The sequence below is a fragment of the Burkholderia sp. Bp8984 genome (assembly GCF_003853755.1).
Classification (GTDB): domain Bacteria; phylum Pseudomonadota; class Gammaproteobacteria; order Burkholderiales; family Burkholderiaceae; genus Burkholderia.
This window is the reverse complement of the sequence record NZ_QTQN01000004.1, coordinates 256,863-269,662: the sequence shown is the minus strand read 5'-3', so window position 1 is coordinate 269,662 and position 12,800 is coordinate 256,863. Positions and strand designations below refer to the sequence as shown.

Below are 12,800 nucleotides of genomic sequence, written 5' to 3'. Positions count from 1 at the left end.
AAGTCAGGGCAGCATGGCGACGATTTCGTCGGCACATGCGCGAATTTCCGCGGCGGCCAGCTTGGCGCCGCGATCGTTCATCTGCAGCACGGTCTGACCGAGCGCCATTGCCTGCTTATACGCTTCCCGGGTCGGGATTTGCGTCTTCAGCAACGGGAAGCCGAGCTCCTCGAGCGCACGCTTAAGCTCGCGGGTCAGCATGCGCTTCTCTTCGGTCTTGTTCAGCAGGAAGACGGCACGGAGGTCTTCGTTCATCACCTGCGCCTGCTGGATCAGCTTGACCAGCCCGACGCTCGACCAGTAATCGGCTGGCGACGACGAAGTCGGAATCACGGCGATCGATGCGGCCAGCAGCACGACGCCGGAGACTTTCTCGGTGATCGACGGCGGGCAATCGACGACGATGATGTCGTAGTCGTTGATGAACTTCTTGATCTCGCGATGGATCTGGCCGCCGGCTTCGGCGAGATTGACGACCGGGAACGGGATGCCGGCGTCGCTGTCACCGGATGCGCTCGACCAGTGAACCAGTGTGTTTTGACCGTCGGCGTCGATGACGAGGACGCGCTTCCCTTTCTCATGGAATGCCGCGCCGAGGTGCATGGCAATCGTGCTTTTGCCGACGCCACCTTTTTGTTGAGTGACTGCAATGATTTCCGCGGCCAATTTTCACTCCTGTTTTTGGTCGTTGGAATTCTACAGGACGATATTTATATTTCAATGAAATTGTCGTTTGCCAACTACGCGTTAACCATTCGGGCTATCGGTTTATGCGCATAAACGAATGGGGACGCTGGCTGACTGCAGCGGATGGCGGCGAGATTGCTGCGGTGGATGATGAGCGGATGGATCGTCGTGACGACAGGCGTTTCTGCCCCCTCGTTCGAGAAGCTGATCGGCGCAATGTGTTGGCGCCTGCCCCGTCGATAGCCGAACGCGCGGGGCCTTGGTGACGGAGGAGTTTGTGCGCATAAACTTCGGCGGTGCTGGAGAGCATCTGCGAGTCGTCGTCCTCGCTTGAGCACGAGCCTGGATGACGAACGCGGCGCGACCCAGGCCGGCGCGATACTCACGCCGTGTGCCGTGTGCCGTGTGCCGTGCGCAGCGTGCAGCGTGCAGCGTGCAGCGTGCAGCGTGCAGCGTGCAGCGTGCAGCGTGCAGCGTGCAGTGGCGAAGCGGTGAAGCGGTGAAGCGGTGAAGCGGTGAAGCGGTGAAGCGGTGAAGCGGTGAAGCGGTGAAGCGGTGAAGCGCTGGCCGCCCCCAGCGTTTATGCGCATAAACCATCGAGAGGCTCGGCCGCGATCGGCGGCCCCACGTCGGCAAGCGCGCATTAATACGTCCCGCGACAATGCCCCGGACGGACGCGATCGCGTATCGCCCCGCTGATCGTTCGAGGCATCGAAGTGTCCGGGCCAGTCGCGATATCAGTGGACCTCCCCACCTCGCGAAGCGATAGCTTTATGCGCATAAACTCGGCGACGCATAAACCGTGCGGGTGGCCCTCGCGTCGGAACCTGCAACACGCCAGAGCGATGCGTCGTTGTTCATCTGCGCTCCCCGCCGTAGACGGCCTTGGCGATGGTCCATACAACGCACTTTATGCGCATAAAGGCATCACGCGCTCTGCACGCGCGTCAGCGCGAACGATTCCTCCCCGCACGCCGCACCGTACTCCAACTCCCCTTTCGCCCGCGCGCCGGTCCCCGCCGAAACGCACGCAACCAGACTGGCTACAATACGTGCCTTTCCTATCCAGGTCCGAATGATGATCACGATCTACCACAACCCCCGCTGCTCGAAGTCCCGCGAGACGCTCGCACTGGTCGAGACGTTGAACACCGCCGGCACGCAGGTGAATGTCGTCGAGTATCTGAAGACGCCGCCGACGGTCGAGGAACTGGAAGCGTTGCATCGTCAGCTCGGGCGCCCGGTGCGCGACATGCTTCGCGACGGCGAAGAGCCGTACAAGACGCTGGATCTTGCCCGTGCGAGTCTGACCGACGCGGAGGCCTATGAAGCGATTGCGGCTCATCCTATTCTGTTGCAGCGTCCGATCGTCGTGTATCGAGGCAAGGCGGCCATCGGTCGTCCGCCCGAGTCGGTGCGCGCGCTGTTCGAATAATTGTTGTTCGGCGTATTTTTCTTATCGCATCATCCCGGCGCGAGCGCGCCGGGATGATGCGGCTGAATTCGCGGGCCGCAACCGACCACCGTGGCTATGCTGCCGATGGTCATCAAATGAGCCGCGCGTCGCGGAAATCACGAGACGCATCGGATCGACCGGTTGAATTCGAGTAGCACAACCGTCCACCGTGGCTGCCCTGCCAGCAGTCATCGATGGAACCACTCGTAGCAGCAATCACGAGACGCGTCGGATCGCTCGACTGAATTCGAATATCACAACCGTCCACCGTGGCTACGCTCCCAGCCGTCATCAAATGAACCGCTCGTAGCAGAAATCACAAGGCAGCAACTCAGCCCTGCCGGTCGCCCGACGACTCATCCCGATCGCCACCCGCTTCATCCCCCGTCCCCCGTCCTGCCGCCGCATGCGCTGCCGTCCGCAGCAGCGCGATCTGCCCGCGATACACGCGGCATCCGCCGCAAGTCGGCAGATGCACATGCACCTGCATGCGCTCATGAAGCGTCAAGGACCGGTCGAGCGCATCCGACAGCAGTCGCGTCACGTCCCTACATTTCCCCGGCAGCATCTTCGGTCGTCATTCCTTTTTCGCTGAGGCAGGTGCGCAGGCGCGTGCGCGCCCGATACAGCAACACGCTGCAATGATTCGTCGTCAACGTCAGTTCGCTGCAGATGTCGGCAATCTCGACGTCGAGGAATTCGCGCATCATGAACACGCGCCCGATGTGTTCCGGCAAGTGGTCGAGGCAGACCTGGAACAGCATCCAGAACTGCTGTTGCTGCAATAGCGTTTCGGGGCGCGGCCACGGCCGCGGCTTCGTGTGCGGCGCCCAATGCCCGTTTTCCTTGAAGAGTTCGCGATCGAGCGCGGATTCGCCGTCGAGTTCCGCATCGAGCGCGGACAGGCTCACCGTCCGCTGCCGCGCGCGCAGGATGTCGATCAGCTTGTTGCGCAGGATGCCGAACACCCAGGTCTTGTGGGCGGACCGTCCCGCGAACTCGCCCGCATGCGACCACGCGGCGGTCAGCGCTTCCTGCACGGCATCCTCGGCCGCATCGGTGTCGCGGAGCTGGAGTCGCGCGAAGCGCAGCAGGTCGCGCCGCAGTTGCGCGAGATAGGCAGGATCGTCGTACGCGGACAGCATGGCAGGTCGGGAGCCTTACGAAGCGAAAGCGCTCGCGTGCGCGCCACCGGGCGGGCGCATCGCGGTGTGCGAGCAGCTTACTGGGCGAGACGCTGCGCTGCAACGCATGTTCCGTCGCGAATTCACGAAGCCGGCTGGCGCGCTGCGCTATGCTTGCCGAAGCCCGGCGTCGCGCGCCGCGAAATCGCGACGCGGGCGGTCTGTAACATCAGACCATGACGGTCAAGTTATCCACAATTTCTGTGGAAAACCTTGTGGAAAGTCGGCCGGTCGGCCCCGTGGGACGGCTCGCGGGCTGGCTTGCCTATAAACAGACCTTTGTCGCCTGTCCAGAATCAATCGACCCGATTCCTTACTCACCGGAAGGAGAAAGCCATGTCCTATCGTGTTGCAGTCGTCGTCGGCAGCCTGCGTCGCGGTTCCTGGAACCGCGCGCTCGCGCAAGCCGTGATCTCGCTCGCCCCCGCCGATTTCTCGTTCGAATTCGTCGAGATCGGCGAACTGCCGCTCTACAGCCAGGACTACGACGCGGACTTTCCGGAAGTCGCGAAGCGCTTCAAGCAGTCGATCGAGGCGGCCGACGCGCTGCTGTTCGTGACGCCCGAGTACAACCGCTCGATCCCGGGCGTGCTGAAGAACGCGCTCGACTGGGGCTCGCGCCCGTGGGGGCACAACTCGTGGTCCGGCAAGCCGGGTGCGGTACTCGGCACGTCACCGGGTGCGACCGGTACCGCGCTCGCGCAGCAGCACCTGCGCAACGTGCTTGCGTATCTCGACGTGAAGACGCTCGGCCAGCCGGAAATGTTCATCAAGCACGACCCGGCGCGTATCGACGACGAGGGCCAGATCGTCAGCGAAGACACCCGCAAGTTCCTGCAGGGTTTCGTCGACCGCTACGTCGACTGGGTGCGCGTGCTGAAGGCGGCCTGATCGCCGTTTCCTTGTCGCCGCCGGCACCGGCCCGCATGCCGCGGGTCAGGCGCCGGCGTGCCGTGCGTCGCGCGCTTCGCGGATGCCGAGCAGGATCTCGTCGAGCAGCGCGATGTCGAACGGCTTCGACAGCACGCGCACGTCGACGGTACGCGTGCGGTCGAGTTCCTCCGCGTAACCCGTGACGAGGATCACGGGCAGCTTCCCCGGCCGCTTGTCGATCGCTTCGGCGAGATCGATGCCGTTCAGGCGGCCCGGCATGTGGATATCCGAGATCACCAGGTCGAATGCGTCGTTCGCGGCCGCGCCTTCGATCAGGCGCAGTGCGTCGTCGGCGGTGGGCGCATAGGTGACGCGGTGCCCGAGCAGCGTGAGCAGCGCCTCGGTGCCGGCCGCGACTTCGCTGTTGTCCTCGACCAGCAGCACGTGCAGGCCGGCAAGCCCGCCCGCGTCGTGCACGGCGGCCTGCGGTCGCGCGACGATGTCCTCGACGCGTGCGCGCGGCAGGTAGAGGCGCACCGAGGTCCCGGCGCCGACCGCGCTGTCGATCGTCGCGAGTCCGCCCGAGCGCTCGCAGAACGCGAACACCTGCGGCAGCCCGAGCCCCGTTCCCATCCCCTGCGCCTTCGTCGTGAAGAGCGGCTCGAACGCGCGCGCGAGCACGTCGGGCGGCATGCCCGAGCCCGTATCGTCGAGCGAGATCTGCACGAAGTCGCCGGTCAGCGGAAAGCCGTCCTCGCGGCGCAGCGTCACGTTGCGCGCGCCGACGGTGAAGCGGCCGCCGACCGTCATCGCATCGCGCGCGTTGACGGCGAGATTGATCACCGCGAGCTCGAGCTCCGCGACATCGACCCGGATCGGCCATACGCCGGGCTCGATCGCGACGACCAGCAGCGATTTCGAACCGAGCGACGTCTTCAGCAGTTCGCGGCACGTGCCGAGCCATTGACCGACGTCGATTGTCTCGCTGTGCAGCGGCTGCTTGCGCGCGACGCCGAGCAACTGGCGCGTGAGCGACTGGCCGTTCTTCAGCGCGCGTTCGATCGCGCCGAGTTCCTTGTCGAGATGCTGGACGCCGCGTCGCCGCGCGATCTGCACGTTGCTCGAGATGATCATCAGCAGATTGTTGAAGTCGTGCGCGACGCTGCCGACCAGGTTGCCGAGCGCCTGCATCTTGCGCGACTGCCGGTACGCGGATTCGATCGAGCGTCGCATCGACGCTTCGGCCTGCCAGCGGTCCCAGGCCTCCTCTTCCGCCTTCAGCCGCTTCAGCGACAGCCAGATCACCGACCACAGCGCGATCGACGGCGCGAACATCGAGATGAACAGCACGCTCAGGTGTTCGTACCATTCACGCCAGATCGCCGACGTGCGGTACGCGCAGGTCACGTACACGGGGTAGCTGCCGACCTGGCGGTACGCGACGATCTCGCTGCTGGCGCCGTCGTGGCGCACCCGCACGACGCCCGCGCGCGGATCGCTTTGCGCGTTGCCGAAGGTGGTCGTGAGATCGGTGTGCGCGAGCGACGGCGGCGGCGGATACGACGCGATCACCGCGCCGTCGGAACGCGCGAGCGCCATCGTCATCGGGGTGGCCGCGCCGCCGAGCAGGTCGCGGTAGAACGCGTTGAAATACGACGACTTCAGCGCGATCGACACCATGCCGGCGAACGAACCGTCGCTATGGCGTCGCGCGACGCCCGTGTTGAACACGGGGATGTTCTCGAGCTTGAGCGGCCCCATCATCAGCTTCGAGATGTGTTCGATCACGCGGCCGTCGCGGATGCCGGCGAAGTCGTCGCGGTTCGCGATCGACGCATAGGGCGCCGGATAGTAGAGGCTGTTGGCGAGCAGCATCCCGCTCGCACCGAAGATCGACACCGCGGCCACCTGCGGATAGCCGCCGCCGATCGTATTCAGCGCTTCGTGGATGTCGGATTCGTGGCGGCGCACGGTGGCGTCGTCCATGTCCTGCACGAGGTCGACGATGCGCGCATCGAGCGTCTCGCTCAGGTCGAACACCTTGAGCGCATGTTCCTCGGCGACGCGCACGGTGCGCATCGTCACGTCGCTCGCCGCGGCTTCGCGGGCCTTCAGGTCGTTGTACGCCATGACCGACACGTAGATGCACGGCAGCACGATCGCCGCGACCAGCAGCACGATCAGCGTCACGCGCCGGACCGCGAAATCGTGCTCGGGCGCGCCGGACGCATAGTTGCCGTCGTCCTGCCAGTCGTCGGCGGGCGGTGCGGTGTGCGTGCGGGAGTCGGCGGGACGTTCGGACGTCATCGAAGAAAGCGGGTGAAGCGGAGGTGTTCCATCATAAACGAGTTGCGCACGTGCGCCGTACCGCCGCACCGATGTGCAACCTGGTGATTCCGACAGGGGCACGGTGAAAGTTTGAAAACGCTATGAATCCGGCAGCGCAAACGTACACAAAGAAAAATTTTGCGTGCTTATCTCGAAAATGGTCGCGGCTGTTTTCGGAATGCCGGGCGAATGAAGCGATTTTGTTCGAAATGGTGAAAATGGCGAGTTGCACCGCCTTCGGTTTACTCAGAGAATCGCGCCTTGCTTTCCCCATGACAGATATATGCGCCCGCCGGCGTTTGCGGCGCGGTGTGTCGCGTGCCTCGCGCCGCGGCGCCCGCGCGCGGCCGCACGGCGGTGGCCGCGCTTGATCGCATGGCGCCTAAAGAAGCGCGCCGCGCGGTCGTTAACGCGAGAGAGACCATTCCGTATACCGCTTCGCCGCCATGCCTTTGCCGATCGTGATCGCCGACGACTCCTTGCTCGCTCGCAAACTTCTGACAAAGGCACTGCCGGGAGACTGGGACGTCGACGTCGCGTATGCGGCGAATGGTCGCGAGGCCCTGGCGCTCTATCGTGACGGCAAGGCTTCCGTGATGTTTCTGGACCTGACGATGCCCGACATGAACGGCTATCAGGTGCTCGAGACACTGCGCCACGAAGACCTGAACACGTTCGTGATCGTGGTATCCGCCGATATCCAGCCGCAGGCGCAAGCACGCGTGCGCGAGTTGGGCGCGATCGCATTCGTTGCCAAGCCCGTGACGTCGGAGGCGTTGCTGCCCATTCTCAAGGAGTATGGGTTGTATGCCTGAATCGGTGTTCACGGCGGAGCAACGCGACGCGTTGCAGGAAATCGCCAACCTCGCGATGGGCCGTGCCGCCGCACGGCTCGCGCTGCTGCTCGGGCACTTCATCGAGCTGTCGGTACCGCGCGTGCGCGTCGTGAAGGCCGCCGATGCGGGCGACGCGCTGCGCGAGATGACGGGCATCCACGAAAACGTGACGGCCGTGCGCCAGGGATTCCGTTCCGACATCAAGGGCGAGGCGATCGTGCTGTGCCGCAGCGCGGGCGTCGCGCGGCTCATGTCGCTGATGGAGCGCACGTTCGGCGACGGCGTGTATGCCGGCATGGCCACGCAGGACGAACTCGTGTTCGATGTCTCGAACGTGCTGATGAGCGCATGCGTCGCGTCGATCCTCGACGAGCTCGGCCGCAAGCCCGTGTTTTTCCCGCCGGGGCTGCTCGGCGCGAACGTGTCGTTCGACGACGTGTTCCAGCCGACCGCGCTGGCCTGGAGCGTCGCGCTGCTGCTCGAAGTGAACTTCGGTCTCGAGGATCACGCGTTCCGCGCACATTTCGTGATGCTGATGGCCGAGGACTCGATCCGGCTGATGGGCGAAGCGCTCGACGCGTTGCTGTCCGCGCTATGAACGCGACCGCCGCCGCCACCGCCACTGCCGCGTCGTTGAGCGATCTCGTGATCGAACGGGTGGGCTTCGGCCTGTTCGTGCTCGACCGCGCGATGACCGTGCTGATGTGGAATCGCTTCATGCAGGACCACAGCGGCATCCCGGCCGCCGAGGTGATCGGCCGCAACCTGTTCGACTGCTTTCCGGCGCTGCCGCGCGCGTGGCTCGAGCGCAAGCTCGAGAGCGTGTTCCAGCTCGGCAGCTTCGCGTTCAGCTCTTGGGAGCAGCGGCCCTACCTGTTTCGCTTCGAGCACGACCGGCCGATCACGGGCGGCGTCGACTACATGCAGCAGGATTGCACGTTCATGCCGCTCACGCGCGGCCGCGAAGTGGAGGCCGTGTGCGTGACGATCTCGGACGTCACGCACGTGAGCGTGATGCAGCGCGAGCGCGAGGAGGCGGTCGCGAAGCTGCGCGAGCATGCGAATCTCGACGGCCTCACCGGCATCGCGAACCGGCGCTTCTTCGAGGCGCGGCTCAGTGACGAGTTCGCGCGCTGGCAGCGCTACGGCGGCGACCTGTCGGTGCTGCTGTTCGACCTCGACCACTTCAAGACGATCAACGACCGGTTCGGGCATGCGGCCGGCGATGCGGTATTGCGCGAGACGGCGCGCCGCGTCGCGTCGATCGTGCGCGCGCAGGATACGTTCGGCCGTTTCGGCGGCGAGGAATTCGCGCTGCTGCTGCCGTGCACGAATCTCGACGAAGCGATGCGGGTAGCGGACAAGGTGCGCTACGCGATCGGCAGCACGCCAGTCGACGCGGAAGGCGTCAGCGTGCCGGTGACGGCGAGCGTCGGCGGCGCGTGCGCGACGGCCGGCGCGCTGGCGTGCGACGTGCTCGTCAACGAGGCCGATACCGCGCTCTATCGCGCGAAGCGGCTCGGGCGCGACCGGTCGATCGCATACGCGTAAGCGCGGCGCGGCCGCAGCGCGGTTACCTGCGGCGTACCGCACACCGCACACCGCACACCGCACACCGCGCGTGCCGCGCCTCCGTCAGCTTTTCGCGATATCCGCCAGCACGCCGGCCAGCACGGCCGGCTGCGACACGAACGGCGAATGGCTGCTGTCGAGCTGGTGCACGTGCGTCGGCTTGCCGGGCACGAACGCGTCGGCTTCGTCGATGAAGCGCTGCTGCAGCGCGGGCAGGATCACGCGATCGGCCAGGCACTTGATGTAATGACGATCGATCGCGCCCCAGCGTGCGACGGTCGTCGGGATCGCGGTCGCGAACGGCGCGGCCGGCACGTCGCAGGTCATCAGGTTCGCCACCGCCTCGAAGTCGGCCTGCGGCACGTCGTCATACAGTGCGCGCTTCACGAGCCCGCGATACGCGGCATCGCCGCTGTGCGGATCGATCCGCAGCGCGCCCGCGACGCGCGGGCTCGCGAGCATCAGCGGGCCCAGCATTTCGCCCTTGTTCTCGGGTGCGCGCACGTAGTCGAGGCCCGGCACGCCCGACGCGGGCATGAACGCCGCGAGATAGACGATCTTCGCGATCTTCTCCGGCGCACGCTCCGCCGCGGCCGTGATCGCGAGGCCGCCCATGCTGTGCCCGACGAGCACGACCTTGCCGCGGCCGAGCGCATACGCGTCGTCGACGGCCTGCATCACCTGCGTCGCGTAATCGTCGAGCGTGGTGTTCGCGACCGGCGACGGCTCGGCGCCGAAGGCGTCCTTGTCGAGCGGCCGTTCGAGATAGGATGCGGGAAAGTGGGCGTTGATGCCGTGCGCGGGCAGGTCGCGCGCGATCGACAGGTAGCCGCGCGCGGCCAGCGCGGCCGCGACGTGCGCGTAGCACCACGCACCGTGCCACGCGCCGTGCACCAGCACGAAAACGGGATGGTCGGATGGCGCGGTGGCGGTTACGTTCGTCTCCATGGTGTCCGTGTTTTTTGAGAAAGATGTTCATCTTAGACGAAGCCGCGTCGACGAAGCTGCGCGCCCCGGCATGAACGCACGGCCCGGGCGTGCGCGGGCGCGCACCGGCTCTCGCGATGCGGCGCTTTTGTCTCGTACAGGCCACATTTCGTCTTGATCTGATTTGAATTTGCGCCGAAGCGCGCTAATTTGACGCTTTGCTCCCGATTGCGCCCCATGAACGTCGATTACCTCTTCTACCGGCGGCCGGACAAACCCGGCCCCTATTCCCTCGACGACCTGGGCGAGACCGCGCCGCCGATCGGCCCGAGCGACATGGTGCGCGCGGGGATCGCGCGCGTATTCGAGCAGATCGACTGGCAGGAATCGCCCGACGTGCCGGGCGCGTGGTTCGGCACCGGCGGCCCGTCGTTCCAGTTCACGGCGGAGCCCGACGGGCGCGTGACGAGCTTCATGGGCTCGCGGCTCGAACGCCGCTCGATGCTGCAGCTGACCCGCGAAATGGGGCTCATCGCGCTCGACCTGCAGCGCGACATCGTCTACGGCTGACGGGCGGCGCGGCGCCGCTCCCCGCCGCGGCCGGTCTCCCAAGCCCCGCGCGGGCCCCCGGGCGCGGCGGTGTCCGCCATCGAACGTCAAAGATTGCTATACTTTCGCCCAATTCCGGCTTCCGGCCGGTAATTTGTGCCTGTCTGCGTCGATCGTTCGCATATCTCGCACGCATTTGACGCCCTGACCAACCCAGCCGGGCATGGCTTCTTCAATCGCCCCGCGTGGGTGTCTCCGTGGAGCTCGTCTTGGCCGTTTCCAATCTCGTCGTGGACGAACAAGAAACCGACGCCGCTGCCGTCACATCGGGCAGTTCTTTCTATCTGGCGATGCGCATCCTGCCGGCCGTGCAGCGCGACGCGATGTTCCAGGTCTATGCATTCTGCCGTGCGGTGGACGACATCGCCGACAGCGACCTGCCGCGCGCCGAGCGCAACGCGGGCCTCGATCGCTGGCGCGCGGACATCGATGCGTGCTTCGCCGGCCAGCCGCCGCGCCATCTGGTCGCGCTCGAGCGCGAGATCCGCGCGTTCGACCTGAAGCGCGAGGACTTCCACGCGATGATCGACGGGATGGCGATGGACGCCGCCGAGGACATCTGTGCGCCGGACGAACCGACGCTCGACCTGTTCTGCGATCGCGTGGCGAGCGCGGCCGGCCGGCTGTCGGTGAGGATTTTCGGGATCCCGGAGGCGGCAGGCATCAAGCTGTCGCACCACCTCGGCCGCGCGTTGCAGCTGACGAACATCCTGCGCGACATCGACGACGACGCGGCGATCAACCGCTGCTACCTGCCGCGCGAGCTGCTCGCGCGCGAAGGCATCGCGATCACCGATCCGGCGACGATCGTGCGCGATCCGGCGCTGCCGCGCGTATGCGCGACGCTCGTCGAGCGCGCGCTCGAGCACTTCCGCGAAGCGGACGCCGTGATGGATACGTGCACGCGTGCGCAGGTGAAGGCGCCGCGCATCATGTCGGGCGCGTATCGCTGCATCCTGGAGGCCGCGATCGCGCGCGGCTTCGCCGCCCCGCGCGCGCCGCTGCGCAAGCCGAAGGCGCGCATGCTGATGATCGCCGCGCGCTACGCGCTGTTCTGAGCCGATGCCCAGAACCGTCCACGTGATCGGTGCAGGACTCGCGGGGCTGTCGGCCGCCGTCGAGCTGCAACGCCGCGGGCGGCGCATCGTGCTGCACGACGCGCATGCGCATGCGGGCGGCCGCTGCCGCTCATGGTTCGACGGCGTGCTGAACACGACGCTGGACAGCGGGCTGCATCAGGTATTCGCGGGGCAATCCGCGACCCAGCGCTACCTGCGCGCGATCGGCGCGGCCGATCGGCTCACGGGGCCCGCGCTGCCTGAATGTCCGGTGGTCGACGTCGCGTCGCAGCAGCGCTGGACGCTGCGTTTCGGCAACGGGCGCTGGCCGTCGTGGCTGTTCGACGCCGCATCGCGCGCGCCGGGCACCACGCCGCTCGATTATCTTGCGCTGGCCTCGCTCGCGTTCGCGCGCACCGGCCGCTCACTCGCACAGACGATGCGCTGCGACGGCGTGCTGTGGGACCGTTGGCTGCGGCCGTATTTCCTCGGGGTGCTGAACGTCGAGCCGCGCCACGCGAGCGCCGAACTCGCGCGCGCGGCGCTGTGCGGCACGTTTGCCGCGGGCGGCCCCGGATGGCGCCCGCTCGTCGCGCGCCACGGGCTCGGCAGCGCATTCGTCGAACCGGCGCTGCGGATGCTGCAGCACGGCGGCGCGCAGATCCGGCTGAATTCGCGGCTCGATGCGTTCGAATTCGGCGCGCACGGCAACGCGGTCGATGCGGTCGCGATCGGCGGCGAGCGCGTCGATCTCGCACCGGGCGACGCGGTCGTGCTGGCCGTGCCGCCCGAGGTCGCGCAGCCGCTCGTCCCGGATCTCACCGCGCCCGACACGTTCAGTGCGGTCGTGACCGCGTATTTCGCGGTCGATACACCGGCCGACGGCCCGCTGCAGACGACCGTCGTCAACGGCGTCGTCGACGCGGTGCGCACCGGCGGCGGTCCGCTCGCGGCGACCATCCGCGACGCGGGCCGCTGGCTCGACATGCCGCGCGATGCGCTCGCGCGGCGCATCTGGGAAGACGTCGCGCGCGTGACCGGCGCGAACCCGGAAACCATGCCGGCGTGGCAGCTCGTGGTCGAGCCGCGCGCGGGGTTTGCGGCGGTGCCGTCGCAGGAAATGAAACGTCCGGCCGTGCGTACGCGCTGGACCAATCTCGTGCTGGCGGGCGACTGGATTGCCACCGGCTTGCCCGCCACGATCGAGGGCGCGATCCGTTCCGGCCAGCTGGCCGCGGACGTGCTCCAGACACAGTAAGCAACAGAGGGA

At 66.5% G+C, this 12,800-nt stretch carries 13 protein-coding genes; 8 read left to right on the top strand and 5 right to left on the bottom strand.

Going from position 1 to position 12,800, the window contains the following annotated elements; all coding sequences use genetic code 11:
* Positions 1-3: 3 nt before the first annotated feature.
* Positions 4-666 carry a ParA family partition ATPase gene (gene parA / locus DID98_RS06905; protein WP_040138954.1) on the bottom strand — a complete coding sequence of 221 codons (663 nt, stop codon included), beginning with the start codon at positions 664-666 and terminating at the stop codon, positions 4-6.
* Positions 667-1,765: 1,099 nt separating this feature from the next.
* Here parA and arsC point away from each other — a divergent pair.
* On the top strand, positions 1,766-2,122 hold the full coding sequence (arsC, locus tag DID98_RS06895; RefSeq protein ID WP_044848770.1) for an arsenate reductase (glutaredoxin): 357 nt from the start codon (positions 1,766-1,768) through the stop codon (positions 2,120-2,122).
* Between the two features lie 352 nt (positions 2,123-2,474).
* Here arsC and DID98_RS06890 read toward each other — a convergent pair whose 3' ends face one another.
* Entirely contained in the window at positions 2,475-2,711 is a 237-nt protein-coding gene (locus DID98_RS06890) for a zf-HC2 domain-containing protein (RefSeq protein ID WP_124520176.1), read from the bottom strand.
* Positions 2,692-3,288 carry an RNA polymerase factor sigma-70 gene (locus DID98_RS06885; protein WP_124485974.1) on the bottom strand — a complete coding sequence of 199 codons (597 nt, stop codon included), beginning with the start codon at positions 3,286-3,288 and terminating at the stop codon, positions 2,692-2,694. The genes DID98_RS06890 and DID98_RS06885 overlap by 20 nt, the downstream gene beginning before the upstream one ends.
* A 375-nt stretch (positions 3,289-3,663) precedes the next feature.
* Between DID98_RS06885 and DID98_RS06880 the strand changes: the two genes are divergently transcribed.
* Positions 3,664-4,218: an NADPH-dependent FMN reductase gene (locus tag DID98_RS06880; protein WP_044848764.1), complete on the top strand. Its 555-nt coding sequence runs from the start codon at positions 3,664-3,666 to the stop codon at positions 4,216-4,218.
* A gap of 45 nt (positions 4,219-4,263) precedes the next feature.
* Here DID98_RS06880 and DID98_RS06875 read toward each other — a convergent pair whose 3' ends face one another.
* The gene (locus DID98_RS06875; protein WP_124485975.1) at positions 4,264-6,507 is read right to left on the bottom strand and encodes a hybrid sensor histidine kinase/response regulator; all 2,244 of its coding nucleotides are present in this window, start codon (positions 6,505-6,507) and stop codon (positions 4,264-4,266) included.
* A gap of 467 nt (positions 6,508-6,974) precedes the next feature.
* Between DID98_RS06875 and DID98_RS06865 the strand changes: the two genes are divergently transcribed.
* From DID98_RS06865 to DID98_RS06855, 3 genes are read left to right on the top strand one after another with little or no spacing between them, the layout of a single operon-like run.
* Complete coding sequence (locus tag DID98_RS06865; protein WP_040138947.1) at positions 6,975-7,343, top strand: response regulator; 369 nt, start codon at positions 6,975-6,977, stop codon at positions 7,341-7,343.
* On the top strand, positions 7,336-7,962 hold the full coding sequence (locus DID98_RS06860) for a chemotaxis protein CheC (protein ID WP_124520174.1): 627 nt from the start codon (positions 7,336-7,338) through the stop codon (positions 7,960-7,962). The genes DID98_RS06865 and DID98_RS06860 overlap by 8 nt, the downstream gene beginning before the upstream one ends.
* Positions 7,959-8,915: a diguanylate cyclase gene (locus tag DID98_RS06855; protein ID WP_124520172.1), complete on the top strand. Its 957-nt coding sequence runs from the start codon at positions 7,959-7,961 to the stop codon at positions 8,913-8,915. The genes DID98_RS06860 and DID98_RS06855 overlap by 4 nt, the downstream gene beginning before the upstream one ends.
* Positions 8,916-8,999: 84 nt before the next feature.
* Here the strand turns inward: DID98_RS06855 and DID98_RS06850 are convergent, their stop codons facing one another.
* The gene (locus DID98_RS06850; protein ID WP_124520170.1) at positions 9,000-9,884 is read right to left on the bottom strand and encodes an alpha/beta fold hydrolase; all 885 of its coding nucleotides are present in this window, start codon (positions 9,882-9,884) and stop codon (positions 9,000-9,002) included.
* A 216-nt stretch (positions 9,885-10,100) separates the two neighbouring features.
* On the opposite strand from DID98_RS06850, the gene DID98_RS06845 reads away from it, so the two are divergent.
* From DID98_RS06845 to hpnE, 3 genes are all read left to right on the top strand, one after another.
* Positions 10,101-10,433, top strand: coding sequence for a hypothetical protein (locus DID98_RS06845; protein ID WP_044848863.1), 333 nt, complete (start codon positions 10,101-10,103; stop codon positions 10,431-10,433).
* 248 nt (positions 10,434-10,681) lie between these two features.
* A complete protein-coding gene (gene hpnD, locus DID98_RS06840; protein WP_044848864.1) occupies positions 10,682-11,530 on the top strand; it encodes a presqualene diphosphate synthase HpnD in 849 nt (282 codons plus the stop codon).
* Positions 11,531-11,534: 4 nt separating this feature from the next.
* Positions 11,535-12,788 carry a hydroxysqualene dehydroxylase HpnE gene (gene hpnE / locus DID98_RS06835; protein WP_044848865.1) on the top strand — a complete coding sequence of 418 codons (1,254 nt, stop codon included), beginning with the start codon at positions 11,535-11,537 and terminating at the stop codon, positions 12,786-12,788.
* Positions 12,789-12,800: the final 12 nt, after the last annotated feature.